The organism is Marilutibacter aestuarii (assembly GCF_006546775.1).
GTDB lineage: Bacteria > Pseudomonadota > Gammaproteobacteria > Xanthomonadales > Xanthomonadaceae > Marilutibacter > Marilutibacter aestuarii.
On the sequence record NZ_VICE01000059.1, the window covers coordinates 1 to 23213 of the forward strand.

The 23213-nt window shown below is 69.7% G+C and carries 16 protein-coding genes and 1 pseudogene; 11 read left to right on the forward strand and 6 right to left on the reverse strand.

All coding sequences use genetic code 11. The features are described from left to right. A partial coding sequence (locus FKV25_RS06280) for a M61 family metallopeptidase (RefSeq protein WP_211345382.1) occupies nucleotides 1-690 on the reverse strand: 690 nt, incomplete at its 3' end. 175 nt (nucleotides 691-865) lie between these two features. On the opposite strand from FKV25_RS06280, the gene uvrD reads away from it, so the two are divergent. Then, nucleotides 866-3043, forward strand: coding sequence for a DNA helicase II (gene uvrD, locus FKV25_RS06285; protein WP_141517937.1), 2178 nt, complete (start codon nucleotides 866-868; stop codon nucleotides 3041-3043). Between the two features lie 151 nt (nucleotides 3044-3194). Continuing rightward, a complete protein-coding gene (locus tag FKV25_RS06290) occupies nucleotides 3195-3587 on the forward strand; it encodes an HU family DNA-binding protein (RefSeq protein WP_141517938.1) in 393 nt (130 codons plus the stop codon). Between the two features lie 139 nt (nucleotides 3588-3726). On the opposite strand, the gene FKV25_RS06295 is transcribed toward FKV25_RS06290, so the two are convergent. Then, nucleotides 3727-4017 carry a DUF2782 domain-containing protein gene (locus tag FKV25_RS06295; RefSeq protein WP_141517939.1) on the reverse strand — a complete coding sequence of 97 codons (291 nt, stop codon included), beginning with the start codon at nucleotides 4015-4017 and terminating at the stop codon, nucleotides 3727-3729. Nucleotides 4018-4182: 165 nt separating this feature from the next. Between FKV25_RS06295 and polA the strand changes: the two genes are divergently transcribed. Then, complete coding sequence (gene polA / locus FKV25_RS06300; RefSeq protein ID WP_141517940.1) at nucleotides 4183-6966, forward strand: DNA polymerase I; 2784 nt, start codon at nucleotides 4183-4185, stop codon at nucleotides 6964-6966. A 903-nt stretch (nucleotides 6967-7869) separates the two neighbouring features. On the opposite strand, the gene FKV25_RS06305 is transcribed toward polA, so the two are convergent. The 3 genes from FKV25_RS06305 to FKV25_RS06315 all read right to left on the reverse strand — a co-directional run bounded on the left by FKV25_RS06305 (nucleotide 7870) and on the right by FKV25_RS06315 (nucleotide 9966). Continuing rightward, nucleotides 7870-8436: an OmpO family porin gene (locus tag FKV25_RS06305; RefSeq protein WP_141517941.1), complete on the reverse strand. Its 567-nt coding sequence runs from the start codon at nucleotides 8434-8436 to the stop codon at nucleotides 7870-7872. Between the two features lie 254 nt (nucleotides 8437-8690). After that, nucleotides 8691-9155, reverse strand: coding sequence for a tRNA (cytidine(34)-2'-O)-methyltransferase (locus FKV25_RS06310; RefSeq protein ID WP_141517942.1), 465 nt, complete (start codon nucleotides 9153-9155; stop codon nucleotides 8691-8693). 109 nt (nucleotides 9156-9264) lie between these two features. After that, nucleotides 9265-9966: an SDR family oxidoreductase gene (locus FKV25_RS06315; RefSeq protein ID WP_141517943.1), complete on the reverse strand. Its 702-nt coding sequence runs from the start codon at nucleotides 9964-9966 to the stop codon at nucleotides 9265-9267. A 334-nt stretch (nucleotides 9967-10300) separates the two neighbouring features. Between FKV25_RS06315 and FKV25_RS06320 the strand changes: the two genes are divergently transcribed. The 5 genes and pseudogenes from FKV25_RS06320 to FKV25_RS06340 all read left to right on the forward strand — a co-directional run bounded on the left by FKV25_RS06320 (nucleotide 10301) and on the right by FKV25_RS06340 (nucleotide 17530). After that, complete coding sequence (locus FKV25_RS06320) at nucleotides 10301-13069, forward strand: M16 family metallopeptidase (RefSeq protein ID WP_246071958.1); 2769 nt, start codon at nucleotides 10301-10303, stop codon at nucleotides 13067-13069. 148 nt (nucleotides 13070-13217) lie between these two features. Then, a pseudogene (locus FKV25_RS06325) lies at nucleotides 13218-13541 on the forward strand (DUF4156 domain-containing protein); the annotation flags it as partial. Nucleotides 13542-13713: 172 nt separating this feature from the next. Then, nucleotides 13714-14730: a 3-oxoacyl-ACP synthase III gene (locus tag FKV25_RS06330; RefSeq protein ID WP_141517946.1), complete on the forward strand. Its 1017-nt coding sequence runs from the start codon at nucleotides 13714-13716 to the stop codon at nucleotides 14728-14730. 194 nt (nucleotides 14731-14924) lie between these two features. Further along, nucleotides 14925-16598, forward strand: coding sequence for a DUF3300 domain-containing protein (locus tag FKV25_RS06335; RefSeq protein ID WP_141517947.1), 1674 nt, complete (start codon nucleotides 14925-14927; stop codon nucleotides 16596-16598). A 14-nt stretch (nucleotides 16599-16612) separates the two neighbouring features. Beyond that, nucleotides 16613-17530, forward strand: a complete 918-nt coding sequence (locus FKV25_RS06340) for a DUF2950 domain-containing protein (RefSeq protein WP_141517948.1) — start codon at nucleotides 16613-16615, stop codon at nucleotides 17528-17530. 118 nt (nucleotides 17531-17648) lie between these two features. Here the strand turns inward: FKV25_RS06340 and FKV25_RS06345 are convergent, their stop codons facing one another. Beyond that, the gene (locus tag FKV25_RS06345) at nucleotides 17649-20063 is read right to left on the reverse strand and encodes a S9 family peptidase (RefSeq protein WP_141517949.1); all 2415 of its coding nucleotides are present in this window, start codon (nucleotides 20061-20063) and stop codon (nucleotides 17649-17651) included. A 152-nt stretch (nucleotides 20064-20215) separates the two neighbouring features. Here FKV25_RS06345 and FKV25_RS06350 point away from each other — a divergent pair, with 152 nt between their 5' ends. From FKV25_RS06350 to FKV25_RS06360, 3 genes are all read left to right on the forward strand, one after another. After that, complete coding sequence (locus FKV25_RS06350; protein ID WP_141517950.1) at nucleotides 20216-21652, forward strand: cytochrome ubiquinol oxidase subunit I; 1437 nt, start codon at nucleotides 20216-20218, stop codon at nucleotides 21650-21652. Continuing rightward, nucleotides 21649-22662, forward strand: a complete 1014-nt coding sequence (gene cydB / locus FKV25_RS06355; protein ID WP_141517951.1) for a cytochrome d ubiquinol oxidase subunit II — start codon at nucleotides 21649-21651, stop codon at nucleotides 22660-22662. The genes FKV25_RS06350 and cydB overlap by 4 nt, the downstream gene beginning before the upstream one ends. A 148-nt stretch (nucleotides 22663-22810) precedes the next feature. Further along, nucleotides 22811-23080, forward strand: coding sequence for a YcgL domain-containing protein (locus FKV25_RS06360; protein WP_141517952.1), 270 nt, complete (start codon nucleotides 22811-22813; stop codon nucleotides 23078-23080). Nucleotides 23081-23213: the final 133 nt, after the last annotated feature.

Genomic DNA, 23213 nt, shown 5'->3' on the forward strand with positions numbered 1-23213 from the left:
CAGGGGCGCCAGCAGCGACGTCCCGGCGATGCGATCGAGTGCGGCGACGAAGCCCCCGGGGTCGCGCGCGGGCGCGGTCGCCAGGCAGCACGCGGCATGGGCCGCCAGCACGCCCTCGAGGTCCTGCCCGTGCCTGCGCAGGGCGAGGTCGGCTTCCAGCCAGAACGCCGCGCCGGCCCAGTACACGCGCATGGTCTCCCCGCGAGCGGCCGACGCCAGTGGACCGGCGCGGGTGTCGCGCTCGCCGCGGCGGAACCCGGCGTCCAGCTCGCGCCAGGCCTCGCGCGGGGCCATCATGCCGGCGCGGGCGCGGACCACGTTCTGGTAGTAGCTCGCCAAGCCTTCGGCCAGCCAGCGGCCTTCCCGGCCGAGGTAGGGATGGAAGAGGTGCGCGAACTCGTGGGTCGCGGTCCAGTCGCCGCGCAGTTCGGCCAGGCCTGCATCCTCGCGCACGTACAGCAGCACGCCGGGCGACGCGCCGCCGCGCTGGGTCTGGCCCCAGGGCACGGGACTGCGGTCGCGGCTGTCGATCTCGACGATCCGGACCCACGCGCGTTCCAGCGGCCAGCGACCGAACGTCGCCGGGATGCCCGCGGCGACTTCGTCGACCCACGCCTGCAGCATCCGTCGCCGCGCGGGGGGCGCGTCGGGGAGCTCGATCCGCAGCTCGCCCCCGCGCAGGTCCAGCACCCTTGCCTGCACGGTCGCATTGCCGGCAGGCGACGCATCCCCGGCCCAGGCCGGTGCCGCCCCTGCGAGCAAGGCCCACAGGCAGGGCCACCCGCAGGCCCACCCATGCAAGCGCGGGCGATTCCATGCGAGCGGTCGCAGCGGCGCGTCCATGCCCGCAGCGTACAATGGCGCGATGGATGTTTCCCACCTGCTCGACGGGCTGAACCCGGCCCAGCGCGAGGCCGTCAGCGCGCCTCCCGGCCACTATCTGGTCCTCGCGGGCGCCGGTTCCGGCAAGACCCGCGTCCTCACCCACCGCATTGCCTGGCTGAACGAAGTCTTCGCCGTGCCGACCCACGGCATCCTCGCGGTGACCTTCACCAACAAGGCCGCCGGCGAGATGCGCGCGCGCGTCGACGCGCAGCTGGCACACGGCGCGCGCGGCATGTGGATCGGTACCTTCCACGGCCTTGCCCATCGCCTGCTGCGCCTGCACTGGCAGGAGGCAAAGCTGCCGGAGACCTTCCAGGTGCTGGACTCCGACGACCAGCTGCGCCTGGTCAAGCGGGTCGTGCAGGCGCTGGAACTCGACGACACCCGTTTCCCGCCGCGGCAGATCACCTGGTGGATCAACGCGCAGAAGGACGAAGGCCGCCGCCCGCAACACCTGCAGGGCGGCCAGGACGAATGGGCCGACGTGATGCGCAAGGTCTACGCGGCCTACCAGGAGCGCTGCGATCGCGCCGGCCTGGTCGACTTCGCCGAACTGCTGTTGCGCGCGCACGAGCTGCTGCGCGACAACCCGGCCCTGCTGGCGCACTACCGCCATCGTTTCCGCCAGATCCTCGTCGACGAGTTCCAGGACACGAACGCCATCCAGTACGCCTTCGTGCGCGTGCTGGCCGGCGAGGAAGGCCAGGTCTTCGTGGTCGGCGACGACGACCAGTCGATCTACGGCTGGCGCGGCGCCAAGGTCGAGAACATGCAGCGCTTCCTGCGCGACTTCGAGGGCGCCGGCACGATCCGCCTGGAGCAGAACTACCGCTCCAGCGCGAACATCCTCGATGCCGCCAACGCGGTGATCGCGCACAATCCCGACCGCCTCGGCAAGAAGCTGTGGACCGACACCGGCAGCGGCGAACCGATCGACCTCTACGCTGCCTACAACGAGATGGACGAGGCGCGCTTCGTGGTCGAGCGCCTCAAGCAGTGGGTGCGCGACGGCGGCAGCCATGGCGACGTCGCGATCCTCTATCGCAGCAATGCGCAGTCGCGCGTGTTCGAAGAGACCCTGCTTGCCGAACAGGTGCCGTACCGCGTCTACGGCGGCCTTCGCTTCTTCGAGCGCGCCGAGATCAAGGACACCCTGGCCTACCTGCGGCTGGTGTCCAACCGCGCCGACGACGCCGCCTTCGAGCGCTCGGTCAACACCCCCACCCGCGGCATCGGCGAGCGCACGCTGGACGAGGTGCGCAAGCGCGCCCGCGCCGACCGGCTGCCGCTGTGGGACGCGGCGCAGCGGATCAGCGTCGAGAGCGGCCTTGCCGCACGCGCGCGCAACGCGCTGGCGGCCTTCGTGCAGCTGATCGACACGCTGGACGCGGAGCTGGCGGACATGCCGCTGCCGGAGAAGGTCGACCATGTGCTCGCGCGTTCGGGCCTGCGCGAGCACTACGCCAACGAATCGCGCGGGCAGCTCGACTCGCGCACCGACAACCTCGACGAGCTGGTCTCGGTGGCCTCGCGCTTCGTGCGCGCCGACGAGGAGGACGCGGCGGCGATGCCCGAACTGGTCGCGTTCCTGAGCTATGCCTCGCTGGAGGCCGGCGAGGGGCAGGCGCAGGCCGGCGAGGACGGCGTGCAGCTGATGACCCTGCACAGCGCGAAGGGCCTGGAGTTCCCGCTGGTGTTCCTGGGCGGACTGGAGGAAGGCCTGTTCCCGAGCAGCAAGTCGACCGAGGAATCCGGTCGCCTGGAGGAGGAGCGGCGGCTGGCCTACGTGGGCATCACGCGCGCGCGCGAGAAGCTGGTGCTCAGCTATGCCGAGAGCCGGCGCATCCACGGCATGGACATGTTCGGCATGCCCTCGCGCTTCCTGCGCGAGATCCCGCCGGCGCTCCTGCACGAGGTGCGGCCCAAGGTGCAGGTGTCGCGCCCCATGGCGTCGGCACGGCCCAGGCGGGCCATGGGCCATGCCGCCATCGAAGGGCCTTCGATCCCTCTCGGCGCCTCCGTGACGCACCCCAGGTTCGGTAGCGGCACCGTCATCGACTACGAGGGCAGCGGGGCGCATGCCCGGGTCCAGGTCAACTTCGACGAGGCCGGCAGCAAGTGGCTGGTGCTCGCCTACGCCAACCTGCAGCCGGCCTGAGCCGGGGCTTTTTCGACTTTTTTTCGATTATTGGCCGATTTCAGGCGTTTTTTGGTGCACGACCGCTTGGCGTGGCGCCGGGCTTGCCCTACATTCCGGTTGCCGGGGGATTCCAGGCATACCCAACACCATTACCCACCAGGGGACACGCATGGCCAAGAAGACTGTTGCAAAGAAAGCCGTAAAGAAAGCCGCGCCGAAGGCGGCCGCCGCCAAGCCGGCCGCGCCGAAGCCGATCAAGGAAGCCCTGACCAAGTCGGGCCTGGTCGCGCACATCGCCGACGCGTCGGGCGTGGCCGCCAAGGACGTGCGTGCCGTGCTGGCATCGCTGGAGAACACCGTCGCCGGTTCGATCAGCAAGAAGGGCGCGGGTTCGTTCACCCTGCCGGGCCTGCTGAAGATCACCTCGGTCAAGGTGCCGGCCAAGCCCAAGCGCAAGGGCATCAACCCCTTCACCAAGGAAGAGCAGGTCTTCGCTGCCAAGCCCGCCACCGTCAAGGTGAAGGTGCGTCCGCTGAAGAAGCTCAAGGACGCCGCGCTCTGATGCGTGCCGAAGGCGCGTAGCGCGCCTTCGCAGCCGCGGTCCCGGCGCTCGCCCGGGGCCGCCGTCCCCGGAATGCCGACGCCCCGCGTCGGCATTCCGCTTTCCGGGGGTGCTCAGCGTCGAGTGGCGAGGTTTCGCCTCAATCCCACTCGAAGAGTTTCCACAGCACGGGCGACACGGTCTCGCCGTTGTCCGGGCGGCCATCGCCGTCGCGGTCTTCCAGGTAGTAGACCGGGCCACGCGCGGGCGTGACCTTGACCACCTGCAGGCGTCCGTTGACCCGGTATTCCTCGATCACGTCGCCGTTGGGCTGTTCGCTGCGGATGACTTCCGGATTGGCCAGGTTGGCGGTGGGGTCGGCGCCGTAGCCGCCGCCGCTGGCGCAGGCGGCAAGGGACAGGGCGAGCAGGGCGGGCAGGGCGATGCGCATGACGGGTCCTTGGGTCGTGTTGGTCGGGGGCCGGGCGGCTCGGGGCCGCGCGCCGATGCGATGGCGCCAGCATACGCCGCCGCGCGCGCACGTGAAGTGGACGCGTCCCGCGTAGCGACCATCCGCGGGGCCCGACCGGGCGGGCACCGGGCGTAGAATCGCCGCATGACCGACACCACGCCCCGCCTCGTCCTGATCGACGGCTCCAGCTACCTCTACCGCGCGTTCCACGCGCTCCCGCCCTTGAGCAACGACGCCGGCGAGCCGACCGGCGCGCTGTTCGGGGTGGTCAACATGCTGCGCGCCACGCTCAAGGAAAAGCCCGACTACGTCAGTTTCGTGGTCGACGCCCCCGGCAAGACCTTCCGCGACGACCTGTACGCCGACTACAAGGCCAACCGTCCGCCCATGCCCGACGAGCTGCGCGCACAGGTGCAGCCGATGTGCGACATCGTCGAGGCGCTCGGCATGCCGATCCTGCGCGTCCCGGGCGTGGAAGCCGACGACGTCATCGGCACCCTGGCCCAGCAGGCCGCCGCCCGCGGCATCGAGGTCACCATCTCCACCAGCGACAAGGACTTCGCCCAGCTGGTCGGGCCACACGTCCACCTCGTCAACACGATGAGCGGCAGCCGCATGGATTCGGAGCAGGCGGTGGTCGACAAGTTCGGGGTGCGTCCCGACCAGATCGTCGACTACCTGGCGCTGATGGGCGATGCGGTGGACAACGTCCCCGGCGTCACCAAGTGCGGTCCCAAGACCGCGGCCAAGTGGCTGGGCGAATATGGCAGCCTCGACGGCGTCATCGAGAACGCGCCGGGCATCAAGGGCAAGATCGGCGAGAACCTGCGCGAAGCGCTCGACCGCCTGCCGCTCAACCGCACCCTGGTGACGATCAAGACCGACGTCGCCCTCGACAGCACGCCCACCGACCTGGGCCTGCGCGCGCCGGACACCGACGCCCTGCGCGTGCTGTACGCGCGCTACGGCTTCAAGCAGGCCCTGCGCGAGCTCGAGGGCGGCGACGCCGCGGCCGATGCCCAGGCCAGCGCCGAGGTGGCCGGCATGCGCAACACGGCCGCCGGCCATGCGCGCAGTAGCACGGCCGCGCCCGAGGCCCCAGACCCGGCCCTGGCGGCGCCCGGCGAGTACGAATGCGTCACCGAGCCGGCGCAGCTGGAGGCCTGGCGCACGAAGCTCGAGGCGGCCGGCGCCTTCGCCTTCGATTGCGAGACCGATTCGCTCGATCCCATGCGCGCGCGCCTGGTCGGGCTGAGCTTCGCCGTGAGCGCCGGCAGCGCCTGCTACGTGCCGCTCGCGCACGACTACCCCGGCGCACCCGCCCAGCTGGGGATGGACGTGGTGCTGGATGCGCTGCGGCCGGTGCTGGCCGATGCCGGCACGGGCAAGATCGGCCAACACGGCAAGTACGACCTGCACGTCCTGCGCCGGCATGGCGTCGACGTCCAGGGCTACGCCGACGACACCATGCTCGAGAGCTTCGTCCTCAACGCCACCGCGACGCGCCACGACATGGATTCGCTGGCGCAGCGCTACCTGGGCTACGAGACCATCAAGTACGCCGACGTGGCCGGCAAGGGCGCCAAGGCGATCCCGTTCTCGCAGGTGGCGCTGGACGACGCCACCCGCTACGCGGCCGAGGACGCGGACGTGACCCTGCGGCTTCACCAGGTGCTGGGTCCCAGGCTGGCGGAGGTGCCGGCGCTCGAGCAGGTCTACCGCGACATCGAGATGCCGCTGGTGCGCGTCCTGGAGCGCATCGAGGCCAATGGCGTGATGATCGACGGCGACGAACTGCGGCGGCAGTCGGCCGACCTGGGCAAGCGCATGCTCGCGGCCCAGCAGAAAGCCACCGAGCTGGCCGGTCGCAGCTTCAACCTCGACTCGCCCAAGCAGCTGGGCGCCCTGTTGTTCGACGAGTTGGGCCTCCCGGCGCTGGTGAAGACGCCCAAGGGCCAGCCGAGCACCAACGAGGAGGCGCTCGAAGCGATCGCCGACCAGCACGAACTGCCGCGCGTGATCCTCGAGTACCGGGGGCTGAACAAGCTGCGCAACACCTACACCGAGAAGCTGCCGGAGATGGTCAATCCCGGGACCGGCCGCGTGCACACCAGTTACCACCAGGCCGGCGCGGCGACCGGCCGCCTGGCGTCCAGCGAGCCGAACCTGCAGAACATCCCGATCCGCACCGACGACGGCCGCCGCATCCGCACCGCCTTCGTGGCGCCGCCGGGACGGCGCATCGTCGCCTGCGACTATTCGCAGATCGAGCTTAGGATCATGGCCCACCTGTCGGGCGACGAAGGCCTGGTGCAGGCCTTCGCCTCCGGCGCGGACATCCACAAGGCGACCGCGGCCGAGGTGTTCGGCAAGGCCATCGACGCGGTCGAGCCCAACGAGCGGCGCGCCGCCAAGGCGATCAACTTCGGCCTGATGTACGGCATGAGCGCGTTCGGCCTGGCCAAGCAGCTCGGCGTCTCCCGCGGCGAGGCGCAGGATTACATCGCCCTGTACTTCGGCCGCTACCCGGGCGTGCGCGATTTCATGGACCGCACCCGCGCCCAGGCGCGCGAACAGGGCTACGTGGAAACCGTGTTCGGCCGCCGCCTCTACCTGGAGCACATCGGGGCCCGCAACCAGGGCCTGCGCGCCGGCGCCGAGCGTGCCGCGATCAATGCGCCGATGCAGGGGACGGCCGCCGACATCATCAAGCGGGCCATGATCGACATCCACGGCTGGCTGGAGGGGCATGCCGAGCGCGCGCTGACGGTGTTGCAGGTGCACGACGAACTCGTTTTCGAGGTCGACGAGGGTTTCGTCGAGACGTTGCTGGACGAAGTCACGCGCCGGATGTGCCGGGCGGCCGAATTGCGCGTCCCGCTGGTCGTCGACAGCGGCGTCGGCATGAACTGGGAAGAAGCGCACTAAGTGCATGGAAACCGCCGTCGCGCCCGTTCAGGAAGACCGATGCGGCACAGTACGGAGACAGCGTGCGCAGGCCCTGAAATACAGGGTGAACCGTCTCTGAATCCAACAATTTCTTAACCCCAATCTTCACGAACCATCCATGCTCGGAATGGTCATATATATCGCGACAGGTGCAACGCCTGTCGCTGATCTCTCCCCTCCCCTGGAGTGATCCCCCGGAACGGTCTGCCCCTCCCCAGGCGCCGTTCCCCAGCCCCGCCGGCCCCCCCTGCCTGCGGGGCTTTTTATTGCCCGCGATTCGCGACGGGCTGCCGAGGCCGCGTCGCGGGGGGCTGCATCGGGTCGCCGGCGGTGGTGCGCGGAAATGGTGCAATGCGCTTCGCTTATTGCACCCTACGGGACTGCCGCTCCCCAAGCGCCGTTCCCCAGTCTCGCCGGCCCCCCTGCCTGCGGGGCTTTTTATTGGTTCTTCACCCAAGTCCGGGGAATGCCGCCCGGCCGAACCGGGCAACCTCGGTCCCGACCCTGCGCCGTCATCCCAGCGAACGCTGGGATCCAGCTCTTGGTCTCCTGCGTTGGCAACAACCCGTATGTATCTTTCGATGCGCCTCGCCTTCGCCTGTCGTGACGCTGGCCGGCCGTTCCAGCCGGAAAGGCTGGATCCCAGCGTTCGCTGGGATGACGGTGTGTTGGGGTTGCATCCAGTGTCCGCAGGGACGGTGGAGCGGGGTCTCGCGCGGATGCCCGACAACGGTCGTCCGGGAATCCAGGCAAATCGCCGGACCGCAGGCAAAAAAAAGGCCCGGCCAGTGGCCGGGCCCAGCATCGCGATGTTTCGGGGGAGAGAGAGATCCAAGGCGATGTGTTGCGCGGTGGCGCGCCCCCGGAGGGGCGCGCGGGGTCTCAGAACGTGTAGCGCGGGCCGACGAACCACTCGGTGTCGCCGTCGGCGAACTTGACGTCGCCGTTGATGCTCCAGTTCTGGTTGAACTTGGCGTTGGCGCCGACGCGGCCGTAGAAGTCGCCGTCGGACGCTTCGTAATCTTCGTAGCCGGCCAGGGCATAGCCCTCGAAATGGGGGCTGAACGCGCCACGCACGCCGGCCTCGACGCTCCAGCCGTCATAGTCGAAGCCGTAGCCGGCGTCGAACTTCTCGTAGGCGACGCGGGTCAGCAGGTCGACGCTGCGGTTGATCTCGTGGTTGTAGCCGACGCCCAGCTTCCACTGGTCGAAATCGAAGTTGGAATTCTCGAATTCCTGGTTGCTGTACTTGCCGAAGACGTGGAAATTCGGCGCGATCGCGCCGGATCCCTCGATGGCCCAGCCGTCGGCGTCGCCATTGTCGGTATCGGTGGCGATGTAACCGCCCTGGACATAGTTGTAGGACACGCCCTCGGCCGCGGAGGCGGCGAACGGAACGGCGGCGATCAGGCTCAGGGCGGCAAGCTTGGAAAGGGTGGAACGCTTCATAAGGACTCAGCCTCTTTTTTTGGGTTATGGCCCGGGCGGCGGTCGTATCGGGGGAACCTTCACATCCCGGTGCGAGCCAGTATCCGCAGCGAAACCCAATTCAGGCTTAATTATGAACCGAGAGGTTCAGGAACTATTGCTGCTGTTCAGGGTCGCGTGAAACCGCTTGCCCAGGCCCGCCCGTACGCCCCACCCGTCACGGCAGGTCGAAGGTGTAGTAGGCGGGGCCCCCGAAGTCGAGGAAGTCGAAGGGCTCAGGCGCCGCCGTCGAAGCCGTGTTGGCGCCAGGCTTCGAACACCACCACCGCGACGCTGTTGGACAGGTTGAGGCTGCGGTTGCCGGGGCGCATGGGCAGGCGCAGGCGCTGGTCCGGCGGCAGGGCGTCGAGTACCGCGTCGGGCAGTCCCCGGGTCTCGGGGCCGAACAGGAAGGCGTCGCCTGCGGCGTAACGCGGCGCGTCGAAGCGCGTCCGGCCGCGGGTGCTGAGCGCGAACAGGCGCGGCGGCGCGATCGTCGCCAGTGCCGCGTCCAGGCCTTCGTGCACCTGCACGCTGGCGTACTCGTGGTAGTCCAGGCCGGCGCGGCGCAGCTGCTTGTCCTCCAGGGAGAAGCCCAGTGGCGCGACCAGGTGCAGGCGGGCACCGGTGTTGGCGCACAGGCGGATCACGTTGCCGGTGTTGGGCGGGATTTCGGGCTGGAAGAGGATGACGTCGAACATCGCGTGTTCCGCCGCGCGCGGTGCCGCACGAGCCATCCGGAAAGCTCCGGGGGGCGGTGGGCGCGAAACGCGGGAGCAGGTGGAGGCCCTGCGGGCCTGGGTCAGGACGTCACCATGGTACGTCTTCGCCCCGCCAGTCGAGGAAGCGTCCGCTGTCCGCCATGCCGGCGCCGTCGATCACCTCAAGCAGCCCGGCGACCGCCTCGTCGGGGGACAGTTCAGCGTGGGCGCCGCCCATCTCGGTCCGGACCCAGCCGGGGTTGAGCGCCAGCACCACGATGCCGCGGTCGGCCAAGGCGCGCGCGAGCAGGGCGGTGACCATGTTCTGCGCGGCCTTGGAAATCGCGTAGGTCGGGGTGCGGAAGGCTTCCAGCGAGGTGATCGACCCCCATGACGACGACAGGTTGGCCACCCGCGCGCCCGCGGCCAGCTGTTTCGACAAGGCCTGGGTGAGCAGGAACGGACCGCTGGCGTTGCTGCGGAAGCTGTCGTCGAGGTTGGCGGCCGGCACGCTGCCGAAGCGCTCGCCCGAATGCAGCACCCCGGCATTGTTGACCAGCAGGTCCAGGCCGTCGCAGACCAGCGGCAGTTCGTGCGCGAGGGCCTCGATCGAGCGCGGCTCGCGAAGCTCCAGCGGCAGCAGGTGCAGGTGACCGGGATGTTCGCCGACCAGGGCATTCAGGGCGGCGGCGCGCCCCGGTTGCCGGCAGGTGGCGACCACGTCGTCGCCGCCGGCCAGCAGGTGCTGGACGAAGGCCAGGCCCAGGCCACGGTTGGCGCCGGTGACCAGGCAGCGTCGGGGCGTGGGCATGGTGTCCTCCGGGGACGGCGCGGCGTGGCCCGCGCGACCATGCAAGCACGACCCGGGTGCAGGCGGGGTGTGCGCGGCCGGGACTTGTGGCCCACGGCGGCAAGGGGGGGGTGGGCTAGGATGATGCGTTGTCATCCATGTCCGGCGCCATGGTGGGCGCCGTGCCACCATCAAGTACGAAGGGGAGATGTCCATGAGTTTTGTTGTCCGCGGTGCGCGCACTGCTCCGGTTTCCACCTCCACCCGCCATGCCCATGGCAGCGGTCGCCGCCTCCTCGGGCGCGGCGTGCTGGCCGTTGCCCTGGCTACCGCCCTGGGCGGCTTCGCCGGGGGCATGCCCGCCCCGTCGCAGGCCGCGGCCGGCGCGCGCGTCGACATCCCCTACGAGGAGTTCACCCTGCCCAACGGGCTGCGCGTGATCGTGCACACCGACCGCAAGGCCCCCATCGTGGCGGTCAACATCTGGTACCACGTGGGCAGCAAGGACGAGCCGGCCGGCCGCAGCGGCTTCGCGCACCTGTTCGAGCACCTGATGTTCAACGGCTCGGAGAACCACCGCGGCGAGTACTTCGAGCCCTTCGAGCTGGTCGGCGCGACCGACATGAACGGCACCACCAATTCCGACCGCACCAACTACTTCCAGAACGTGCCCACCACCGCACTGGACATGGCGCTGTGGATGGAGTCCGACCGGATGGGCCACCTGCTCGGCGCGATCGACCAGAAGGTGCTCGACGAGCAGCGCGGCGTGGTCCAGAACGAGAAGCGCCAAGGCGAGAACCAGCCCTACGGCCAGGTCTGGGAGAAGCTCGGCCGCGCGCTGTATCCCAAGGGCCACCCGTACCACCACAGCACGATCGGCTCGATGAACGACCTCAACGCGGCCTCGCTGGAGGACGTGAAGACCTGGTTCCGCACCTGGTACGGCCCCAACAACGCGGTGCTGGTGCTGGCCGGCGACATCGACGTCGCCACCGCCAAGGCCAAGGTCGCGAAGTACTTCGGCGACATCCCGGCCGGCCCGACCATGGCGCAGCCGGCGGTCGACGTCGCCCGGCGCCCGGCCGACACCCGCGAGGTGATGCAGGACAAGGTGCCGCAGGCGCGCATCTACCGCGCCTGGAACGTCTCCCAGATCGGCACCCGCGACCTCGACCAGTTGCAGGTCCTGTCGCAGGTGCTCGGCGGCAGCGCGTCCTCGCGCCTGGACAAGCGCCTGGTGCACGGCGACAAGCTGGCCGACAGCGTCAGCACCGGGGCCTATGGCTCCCAGCTGGGTTCCAACTTCCTGGTGATGGTCAACGTGAAGGAAGGCGTGGACGTCGCCCGCGTGGAGGCCATCATCGACGAGGAGCTGGACCGGCTGGTCCAGGAGGGGCCGACCGCGGCCGAGCTCGCCCAGGCCAAGACGGTGTCGCGCGCCGGCTTCATCCGCGGCATCGAGCGCATCGGCGGCTTCGGCGGCAAGGCCGACGCGCTGGCCGAGTGCGCGGTCTACGAGGGTGACCCGGGCTGCTTCCGCGAGTCGCTGGCCAACGTCGCGGCGACCACCGGTGCCGACGTGCAGGCAGTGGGCCGCACGTGGCTGGGCGAGGGCTCGCACACCCTGGTCGTGGAACCCGGCGAGCGCAGCCCGCTGGCCGAGGAGCCGGCCGAGACACCGGCGCCGTTCGCGACCCCCGCGGTCGATCCGAAGTACCGCACCAGCGGTGACGGCGTCGACCGCAGTGCCGGCGTGCCGATGCCCACCGAGTTCCCGAGCCTGAAGTTCCCCGAGTTGCAGCGGGCCGAGCTCAAGAACGGCACCCGGGTGATCCTGGCCGAGCGCCACGACATCCCCGTCGTGCAGTTCAGCTATGAGTTCGGCGGCGGCTACAAGGCCGATGCCGGCGGCAAGCTGGGCGCCTCGAGCTTCGCCATGAGCATGCTCGACGAAGGCGCGGGCGATTACGACGCGCTGACCTTCCGCGACCGCGCCGAATCGCTCGGCGCCAACCTGGGCGCCAGCGCGTCGCTCGACGGCGGCAGTGCCTACCTGTCGGCGCTGAAGGAGAACGTGGAGCCCTCGCTCGAGCTGTTCGCGACCATGTTGCGCGCACCGCGCTTCGACGCGGCCGAGATCGAGCGGGTCAAGGCCAGCTGGATTGCCGGCATCAAGCAGGAGAAGGCCAGCCCCAACTCGGCCGCGCTGCGCGTCCTGCCGCCGCTGCTGTACGGTGCCGACCATCCCTACGGCATTCCGTTCAGCGGTTCGGGCACCGAAGCCTCCATCGCCTCGCTGGGCCGTGACGACCTGACCGCCTACCACCAGGCCTGGGTGCGCCCGGAGGGCGCGACCCTGATCGTGGTCGGCGACACCACGCTCAAGCAGATCGTGCCCGTCCTCGACCGCCACCTGGGCGACTGGTCCGGCGCCGGTGACGCGCCTTCGGTACCCGAGGTGGCCGAGGTGGCCCGGCCGGCCAAGGCCAAGGTCTTCCTGATCGACCAGCCCGGCGCGGTGCAGGCCAACATCTTCGCCGGCGAGCTGATGCCGCCCACCGGCAGTGATGGCGAGACCCTGCTGCAGATGGCCAACGAAGTGATCGGCGGTTCGTTCGTCGCGCGCCTGAACATGAACCTGCGCGAGGACAAGCACTGGTCCTACGGTGCCCGCACCGTGCTGACCAACGCGCTCGGCCAGCGGCCGTGGCTGGCCCTGGCGCCGGTGCAGATCGACAAGACCGCCGAGGCCCTGGCCGAGATGCAGCGCGAGATCAGCGAGTACGTCAGCGGCAAGGCGCCGCCGACCCCCGCCGAGATCGACCGCATCAAGGCCAACGAGAGCCGCAGCCTGCCGGGTGCATACGAAACCGCGGGGTCGGTGATGGGCACCATCGGCGGCATCGTGCGCTACGACCGGCCCGACGACTACATCGTCCGCCGCAACGCCGAGATCCAGGCGATGACCCCGGCCCAGGTGGCCGAGGCGGCCAAGGCGATCGACCCGGCCGGGCTGACCTGGGTCGTGGTCGGCGATCTCGGGAAGATCGAAGCGCCGATCCGCGCGCTGGGGCTCGGCGATGTCCAGGTGCTGGACGCCGACGGCACGCCGCGCAAGTAGTCCCGTCGCCTCCCCGCCGTTCAGCGGCGGGGAGGGTGCCGGCCTGTATCACTGGGCCGGCGACACCCAACGCAGGGCGCCAAGGCGCCCTGTCCTCATTTTCCGGGGGCGCCCGCGCGCCCCGATCCAGCCAGGGGAACCCAAAGCCATGCGTCGACACCTGCTTCCCGCCCTCGCCAGCGTCCTCGTCCTCTCAAGCGGCCTCGCCGGCTGCACCTGGGTGCACATGGCGCCGGGCGCCAGCGCGGTGCGCGTGATCAGCGCCGGCGCGGCCCCCTCCGGCTGCCAGAAGCTCGGCGAGATCAGCGTCTCGGTGAAGGACAGCGTGGCGTTCTACGACCGCAACCCGCTGCGCGTGCGCGAGGAGCTCGAGACCCTGGCCCGCAACGAGGGACCCGGCCTGGGCGCCGATACCATCCAGCCGCTGGGCGAGCCGGTCGACGGCGAGCAGCGCTTCGCCGGCTACCGTTGCGGCGGCAGTGCACGCGTCGCCGCCCCGGCCGGCGCTGACGCGGGCGGCGGGACGGCCCACACCTACCCGCTGGGCGGCTGAGTTCCATTTTCCGCCCCCATTCGGTGGCGGATGCAAGCGCGGTGCCAACGCGGTATGCTGGCGCGCTTTTCCGTTTTTGGTAGCTGCCGCCATGCTGTTCCAACACGTTGCCATCGCCGGCCTTGCCCACATCGACGCACCGCGTCGACTGAGCTCGGATGAAATCAATGCGCGGCTGAAGCCGACCCTCGACCGCCTCGGCATCCGCACCGACGTGTTGAAGGACATCGCCGGCATCCATGCGCGCCGCTTGTGGGACGGCGACATGCTGGCCTCCGACGCGGCCACGCTGGCTGGCGTCAAGGCCCTGGCCGACGCCGGCATCGAGCCCGACCGCGTCGGCCTGCTGGTCAACACCTCGGTCAGCCGCGACTACCTGGAGCCGTCCACGGCCAGCATCGTCAGCGGCAACCTCAAGCTGTCCGAGAACTGCCAGAACTTCGACGTCGCCAACGCCTGCCTCGCCTTCATCAACGGCATGGACATCGCCAGCCGCATGATCGAACGCGGCGAGATCGACTACGCCCTGGTCGTCGATGGCGAGACCGCCGGGCTGGCCTACGACAAGACCCTCGAGCGCCTGTCCTCGCCGGACGCGACCGAGGAAATGTTCCGCAACGAGCTCGCCACGCTGACCCTGGGTTGCGGCGCGGCGGCGATGGTCCTGGCCCGTGCCGAGCTGGCCCCGGGCGCGCCGCGCTACCGCGGCGGCGTGACCCGTGCCGCCACGCAGTGGAACGGCCTGTGCCGCGGCAACCTCGACCGCATGGTCACCGACACCCGCCTGCTGCTCAGCGAGGGCCTCAAGCTCGCGCAGAAGACCTGGATCGCCGCCCGCAGTGCGCTGGGCTGGGTGGCCGAGGAGATGGACGAGTTCGTCATCCACCAGGTCAGCCAGGTCCACACCAAGGCCTTCGTGAAGGCGTTCGGCATCGACCCGAAGAAGGTCCTGACGATCTTCAACGAGCACGGCAACATCGGCCCGGCCTCGGTGCCGATCGTGCTGAGCAAGCTGCGTGAGATGGGTCGCCTGAAGAAGGGCGACCGCGTCGCCCTGCTGGGCATCGGCTCGGGCCTGAACTGCTCGATGGCCGAGGTGGTCTGGTAGCGCTGTCCGGTCGACAGCGTCGCGCCGGCCACTGGATGCCGACAACGCCCCGCGCCGCCCTGGTGTCCGGGGCGTTTTCACGTGGCGGGCCTCGAGGCCGGCGCGGGGTTCACGTTCTCCAAACATGCGTGAAGGGAAAGTAACTCCCTGGCCAGCCGGTCCGGTGGCCCGACCCAACGTATGGAGATCGCATCATGCGCCTGACCCTCACGCTCGCGATGGCCGTGGTACTGGTTGGCCTGGGTGCCTGCTCGAAGGAACCCGACCCGGCGCCCCCCGCGCCCGCGGCGCCCGCCAGCGCGCAAGCAGGCACGGATGCCGAGGTGCCGCCGGCCACGGCCCCGGTCGAAGCCGTTTTCAGCCAGGCCGAACTCGACCAGATGGTCGCGCCGATCGCGCTTTATCCCGATCCCTTGCTGGCGCAGGTCCTGATGGCGTCGACCTACCCGGGCGATGTCGCCGATGCGGCCAAGTGGTCCGAGGCCCATCCCGACGCCAGCGGCGACGACGCGGTGAAAGCGGTGGCCGGGCAGCCCTGGGACCCCAGCGTGCAGTCGCTGGTGGCCTTCCCGCAGGCGCTGGCGACCCTGGGCCAGGACCCGGCCTGGGTCCAGAACCTGGGCGATGCCTTCCTCGCCCAGCCCGATGCGGTGATGGATGCGGTGCAGCGGCTTCGGCACCAGGCGGCCGACGCGGGCAATCTGGAAAGCAACGAGTACCAGAACGTCTCGACCGAGCAGGTGCCTGCCGCGCCGGTCGCCGCCGATGAGGCCGCCCCGATGCCGGAGGCGGCCGGTGCGGTGGACACGACCCCGGCCCCGGCCACGACCGAGACGATCATCATCGAGCCGTCCAATCCCGAAGTCGTCTACGTCCCCAGCTACAACCCCACCACGGCCTACGGGACCTGGCCCTACCCGAGTTATCCGCCCACCTACTATCCGCCCCCGCCCCGGTACTACGAGCCCGGCTCGGCGCTGGTGAACGGGATGATGTTCGGCGTGGGCGTGGCCGTCGTCGATTCGCTGTGGGGCGAGCCCGACTGGGGTTACCACGGCGGGTACTGGGGCCATGGCGGCGGCAATTACATCGACGTCGACGTGAACCGCTACAACCGGATCAATGCCAACAACCGCATTGAACTCAATGACAATAGTTGGCGCCACAATGCCGTCAACCGCGACGGCGTGCCCTACCGGGACAACCGCAGCCGCCAGCAGTACGGGCGGCAGCTGGAAGGCAGCGAACGCCGCGAAGCGTTCCGTGGCGACGATGCCAAGCGTGCGCAGGAGCGGGAGAACGCCCGCAAGTCGATCCAGCAGCACGGCATCGAGGCCCCGGCCCGCAGCAATACCGAAGCTCGCGCGCGGGCCCAGGAAGCCGCGCGCGATCGCGGCAGCATGGCCGGGGGCGCCGCGGGCGCGGACAGGAGCCGAGACCAGGCGCGGGAGCGCGCGAAGGCAGCCACTGATCGCGCACAGGCCACTCCGCAGGCACGCGAGCGTGCTCAGACTGCCGCCAACAAGGCCAAGGCCAATCCGCAGGCGCGCGATCGCGCCCAGACCGCGGCGCGCAGCGCGAAGGCGAATCCCGAGCAGGCGCGGGCCAAGGCGGCCCAGCGGGCGAACAAGCCCGCCAGCAACACGCAGGCGCGCCAGGCCGCAAGGACCCAGGCCTCGCAACGCAGTGCGCCCCGCAACGATGCGTTCAAGGGAGCCAGCCGGCCCCAGGCCTCGAAGGCACATGCGGCGCGGGGGCATAGCAGCCAGTCCCACGCACAGCGACCGCCGCAGAAGCGGAGCGCGCCCAAGCAGGTCAGCCGGCCGTCGCACCCGCCGCACCAACAAGCCCACCGCGGTCGTCGCTGAGCCAGGAGCCTCCCATGAAGAACCCGAAGACCCTGCTTCTTGCCGCGATCGCGGTGGCGCTCGGACTGGGCGCCCTCGCCCCGGCCCTGGCACAGGAATCGTTCCCCACGCCCGAAGCCGCCGCCGAGGCGCTCGTGGCGGCACTCGGCAACGACAAGGCCGATCCCGAGAAGCTCAGGACCCTGCTGGGCGCCGACTGGAACACCTTCATCCCCACGGACAACGTCAATCGTTCGGACGTCGACTATTTCCTCGAGGCCTATGCGAACGCGCATGAGTTGAAGGTGGAGGGCGACAAGGCCCACCTGGTGGTCGGGGAGGGCAACTGGACTTTGCCCCTGCCGCTTTCCAGGTCATCCGGGGCATGGCATTTCGACCCGAAGGCGGCGGTCGCGGAAATCACCGCGCGTCGGATAGGGGCGAACGAGATCAACACGCTGCAGTCCATGCTCGCCTATCACGATGCGCAAATCGATTACGCAACGAAGGACCGGGACGACGATGGCGTGCTCGAGTATGCGCAGAAGATCCTGAGCACCGAGGGCGAACACGACGGCCTGTACTGGTCCGAGGACGCGACCGGCGAGCTCAGCCCGCTCGGACCGCTCTACGGCGATGCCACCCCGGGCGGCGACTGGCACGGCTACCAGTTCCATGTCCTCCGTTCGCAGGGCGCATCCGCCCCCGGGGGCGCCTACGATTACATGTTGGGCGACAACATGAGCCGCGGCTTCGCGCTGGTGGCATGGCCGGCGAAGTATGGCGACACGGGCATCATGAGTTTCATGATCAGCCACGAGGGCGTGGTGTTCGAGAAGGACATGGGGCCCGGTGGCGGTGCTGAAGCGAAAGCCATGAAGGCCTTCGACCCCGACAGCAGCTGGGAGGAAGTCTCCGGCTCGATGATCGAAGTCGTGCCGGACGATACCTGATCGGCGTCGTCGGCGCGCGCGCTGCCAAGGCCATTGGAAAAGGCGCGTCGGATGACGCGCCTTTTCCGTAGCCACCCCGGGGCGACGGCTGCCGCCGCCGCGCCGGGATCGCCGGAACCTACTCGCCGCCCTTGAGCGTGCGCTCGAACAGCTCGTGGATGCGGCGGTATTCGTCGTACCAGCTGTCCGGGTGCACGAAGCCGTGGCGCTCGAGCGGATAGGGTGCGAGCTCCCAATCCTTCTTGCGCAGCTCGATCAGGCGCTGGGTGAGCATCACCGAGTCCTTGAAGAACACGTTGTCGTCGATCATGCCGTGCGCGATCAGCAGGCTGTCCTGCAGGCCCTCGGCGTACTCCATCGGCGAGGAGCGCTTGAACGCCTCCGGATCGAGCTCGGGGGTGTTGAGGATGTTGCTGGTGTACTCGTGGTTGTACTGCGACCAGTCGGTCACCGGCCGCAGCGCGGCACCGGCCTTGAACACGCCGGGTTCGCGGAACAGCGCCATGAAGGTCATGAAGCCGCCGTAGCTGCCGCCGTAGATGCCGGCGCGGTCGCGGTCGCCCTGCTTCTGCTCGGCCAGCCAGTCCAGGCCGTCGAGGTAGTCCTCGAGCTCGGGGTGGCCCATCTGGCGATAGATCGCGGTGCGCCAATCGCGTCCGTAGCCGGCGCTGGCCCGGTAGTCCAGGTCGAGCACCACGTAGCCTTCCTGCACGAGCAGGTTATGGAACATCTGCTCGCGGAAATACGCCGGGTAACGCTCATGCACGTTCTGCAGGTAGCCCGCGCCGTGCACGAACATCACGATCGGGTAACGACGGCCCGGTTCGGGGTTCTCAGGTCCGTAGAACTTGCCCCAGATGGTCCCCGCGCCATGCTGGCTGGGCACCTGCACGTATTCGGGCTGGATCCAGTCGCGTCCCTTGAACGCGGGCGAGCGCGTGTCGGTGAGCGCGACCGCGTCGCCGCCTGCGGCGTCGACCACGGCCAGCTGCGGCGGCAGGTAGCTGCCGGCATGGCGCACCAGCAGGCGCCGGCCGTCGGGCGAGAGGCTGAAGTCCTCGACGCCGTCCAGCGCGGTCAGTTCGCGGACATCGCCGCCGTCGCGGTCCACCGCGCAGACCTCGTAGTCGCCGGGCCAGTCGCGGTTGCAGGTGAAGAAGAAGCGCTTGCCGTCGGCCGACAGCTGCGGCTGCGAGACCTCCCAGTCGCCGGAGGTGAGCGCGCGCGGTTTGCCGCCGCCCTCGCTGAGGTAAAGGTGGGAATGCCCGGACGACTCCGAAAGCAGCCAGAGCGCGTTGTCCGGCGTCCAGCCGAAGTCGTTGAAGCTCCAGTTGATCCAGGCCGGGTCGGTCAGGCGGTGGCGCGGCTGCAGGCGAGCCTCGCGCGGGTCGACCGTGGCGATCCAGCGGTCCTTGTTGTCGACCGCGCGCAGCAGCACGGCGGCCTGACGGCCGTCTGCGGTCCAGTGGATGGCCGGACCGCTGCCGCCCGCGTCGGACTCCACGCGCACCGCGCGGTTGCCGTCCAGCGGATCCTTGCCGGCGGCCTTGCGCATCGCCGCCAGCGGGTCGGCGTCGATCCCGGGCAGGACGCCCAGCTCAAGCTCGGTCACCTGAGCCGTCGCCACCTCCACCAGCCACAGCCGGTTGGGCAGCGGTGCGTTGTGGCCGACGCGGGTGCGGACTTCCTCGAACTCCTCGTAGCCGGACTCGGTGACGTACTTGGGCATCTGGCCGGTCTTGCCGGCGTCGGCGCCCTTGGCCTCGGTCACCACCAGCAGCCAACGCCCATCGGGCGACAGCGCGCTGTCGTCGATGACGACGTCCTCGCCCAGGTAGGCGGTGGCCGGCGCGCGGGTGGGGTCGCTGTCGCGCCAGGCGCGTTCCTGCTCGCGCACCGCGTCGCGCTGGTCGCGATCCTCGCGCAGGGTCTCGATGTAGCGCAGCTGGCGGTCGCGCAGGTCGTCGGACTCCGGCGCCTTGCCGGGGTCCTTTTCGGCCAGCACCAGCGCGGCCTGGCTGACGCCCTGGCCGGCGCGCCACTGGTACCAGTCGTTGCCGGCGCGGAACACGAGGTTGCCGTCGCGGCTCCACTCCGGCCGGCTTTCGCGCGCGTCGGTGCGGGTCACCTGCGTCAGCGCGCCGCTGCGCAGGTCGCGCACGAAGATGTCGCCGTTGCGGGCGAAGGCCATCCGGCTGCGGCCGGCATCGTAGGCGGGGTAGGGCGCGTCCAGGTCGGCGCGCGCGGCATCCTCGACGCGGGCACTGTTGCCGCCGGCGACCGGTACCTGCCAGGTATCGCGCACGCGCGAACCCTCGCGCTTGAGCCGGTACTGCACCTGCTGGCCGTCCCAGCGCCACCAGGCGTCCTCGACCGGGGGGCCGATCCAGTCGGGGTCGGCCATGGCCTGGGTCAGGGTGAGCGGTTCGTCGGGCGCCAGGGTCGGCGTGTCGTCGGCGGCGAGGGCGGTCGGGACGGCGATCGCGAGCGCGAGGGGCGCGAGCAGGGTGGCGAGGGCGTGGCGTGGTCGCATGGCAGTGGCATTCCGGCGAAAAACCGCCGCAGCGTAGCAGCCCGCGCCTGTGCCGGATCGGGCCATCGGTCATGGCGCGACTTTCGTTGTGCGATGAATAGGCGGACAATAGGGGCCGCGGCACTCCCCCGCGTGCCGTGGAGGCGCGTTGCGTGGATGCCCTGCTCTTGTCGCGGATCCAGTTCGGGTTCGTCATCTCGTTCCATATCCTCTTCCCTGCGTTCACGATCGGCCTGGCCAGTTGGCTGGCCTTCGTCGAGGGCCAGTGGTTGCGCACGCGCGACACGGTCTGGCGCGACCTGTACTTCTTCTGGACCAAGGTCTTCGCCGTCTCCTTCGGCATGGGCGTGGTCTCGGGAATCGTCATGAGCTTCCAGTTCGGCACGAACTGGGCGGTGCTCAGCGAGCAGGCCGGCAATATCCTCGGGCCACTGCTGAGCTACGAGGTGCTCACTGCGTTCTTCCTCGAGGCGACGTTCCTGGGCGTCATGCTGTTCGGCTGGGGGCGGGTGTCGGAGAAGTTGCACTTCCTCTCCACCTGCATGGTCGCGCTGGGGACGCTGATCTCCACGTTCTGGATCATCTCGGCCAACAGCTGGATGCAGACGCCGCAGGGCTACACCCTCGTCGACGGCGTGTTCCACCCGGCCGACTGGTCGGCGATCATCTTCAATCCCTCCTTCCCGTACCGCCTGGCGCACATGGTGCTGGCGGCCTTCATCACCACCTGCTTCGTCATCGGCGGGACCGCGGCCGCCTACCTGTACCGCGGCGTCCATCGCGAGGCGGCCAGGCGGATGCTGCGCATGGCGGTGCTGTTCGCGGCGATCACGGTGCCGGTGCAGATCTTCGTCGGCGACCTGCATGGCCTGAACGTCGGCGAGCACCAGCCAGTGAAGCTGGCCGCGATGGAGGCGCACTGGGAAAGCGAAGGGCCGGGCAAGGGCGTGCCGCTGGTGCTGTTCGCGGTGCCGAACGAAGACGAGGAGCGCAATGACTACGAGGTCGCGATCCCGCGCGTGGGCAGCCTCATCCTCACCCACAGCTGGGACGGCGAGATCGCGCCCCTGACCGCGGTGCCCGCCAGCGAGCGTCCGCCGGTCAAGCCGGTGTTCTACGCGTTCCGGGTGATGGTCGGGCTGGGCATGCTGATGCTGCTGCTGGTGCTGGCCTCGCTGTGGGCGTGGTGGCGCAAGCGCCTCTACGACACCCGCTGGCTGCTCGCGGGCTGGCGGGCGATGACGCTGTCGGGCTTCGTGGCCATCCTCGCCGGCTGGTACGTGGTCGAGATCGGCCGCCAGCCCTGGGTGATCCATGGCCTGCTGCGCACCGCCGACGCCGTCAGTCCGGTCGCGGCGGCGGCCGTGCTCACTTCGCTGATCGTCTATGCGATCGCCTACGCGATCGTGTTCGGCGCCGGCAGCTGGTACCTGTTCAAGCTGCTGCGCAAGGGGCCGGTGCCGCACGAGCCGCCGCTGTCGCAGGAGGGCGGCGAGAAGACGCCGATGCGACCGCTGTCGGTACCCGACGAACCCATCGACGACGGCGGCGCGCCGGGCACGCCGGGCCGCCAGGAGGACGCGCGATGAACATGGAAACCGTGCTGCCGGTGATCTGGTTCGGGGTGATCGGCTTTGGCGTGCTGATGTACGTCCTGCTCGATGGCTTCGTGCTCGGCCTGGGCATCCTGGCGCCGTTCGCCGAGGACGAGGGCCAGCTGGACCACATGATGAACACCGCCGCGCCGATCTGGGACGGCAACGAAACCTGGCTGGTGCTGGGCGGCGCGGGCTTGCTGGCCGCGTTCCCCAAGGTCTACGCCGTGGTGCTGTCGGCGCTCTACCTGCCGGTGCTGTTGATGCTGATCGCGCTGGTCTTCCGCGGCGTCGCCTTCGAGTTCCGCTTCAAGGCGCGCCGCGCCAAGCCGGCCTGGGGCGCGGCGTTCTCCATCGGCTCGCTGCTGGCGGCCTTCGCCCAGGGCGTGATCCTGGGCGCGCTGGTGGAGGGCATGCCGCTACAGGGCGGCAAGTACGTCGGCGGCGTGTTCGACTGGTTCAGTCCCTTCTCCATGCTCACCGGCGCGGCGATCGTGTTCGGCTATGCGCTGCTGGGCGCGTGCTGGTTGATCCTCAAGACCGAAGGGCCGCTGCAGAAGACGGCACGCACCCTGGCCCGGCCGCTGGTGCTGGTGGTGGTGGTGTTCATGGGCCTGGTCAGCGCCTGGCTGCCGTTCCTGGACTCGCGGGTCATGGCGCGCTGGTTCGAGGGCGCCAATTTCCTCTGGCTCTCGCCGGTGCCGGTGCTGGTGCTGGCGACGGCGTTCGCGCTGTGGCGCGCGGTCATGGACGAAGGCCGCGACGCGAAGCCCTTCCTGCTGACGCTGTGTTTCTTCGTGCTCGGCTTCGCCGGCCTGGTGCTGGGCATGTGGCCGAACATCGTGCCGCCGTCGCTGACCATCTGGGAGGCGGCTTCGCCCCCGGAGTCGCAAGGCTTCGTGCTGGTGGGCCTGGTCGTGCTGTTGCCGGCGATCCTGGGCTACACCTGGTGGTCGTACAACGTGTTCAAGGGCAAGATCGCCGCGGACGTCGGTTACCACTGAGCCGGCGCATCGCCTGAACCCCCGCCCGCCGGGGGTTCCGCGGCCTGCGACGGGCGTCGCGAATCGTGTTCGCGCGGGCCCTGTCGGCGGGTATGCTGTGTACAACATCTCGCCACGGCCGTTCCCCCGGCCCGCCGTCGCCCGACCGATGCAAGCCTACGTCTACAAGAGCCTCCGCAAAGCCGATACCTACCTGTATCTGGCCGCACGGGACGACTTCGCCCGCCTGCCCGAACCCCTTCGCGGCCAGCTCGGCCGACTCGAATTCGTGCTCGAGGTCGCGTTGACCCCGGAGCGGCGCCTGGCCCGGCAGGACCCGGCCGTGGTGCGCGAGAACCTGGCGCTGCGTGGTTTCCACGTGCAGTTCCCGCCCAGCATCGCCGATCCGATGACCGAGGACTGGGGCACCGATGCCTGAGTCCGCCACGCCACCCGCTGCGCGTCCGGCCCCCGTGGCCGCCCGCGTCGATGGTCGACTCCTGCCCGGCGCGCTGGGCGCCGGCGTGCTGCTCGCCCTGCTGGGCGGCTTCGGTGGCGTGTTGGCGGCGCTC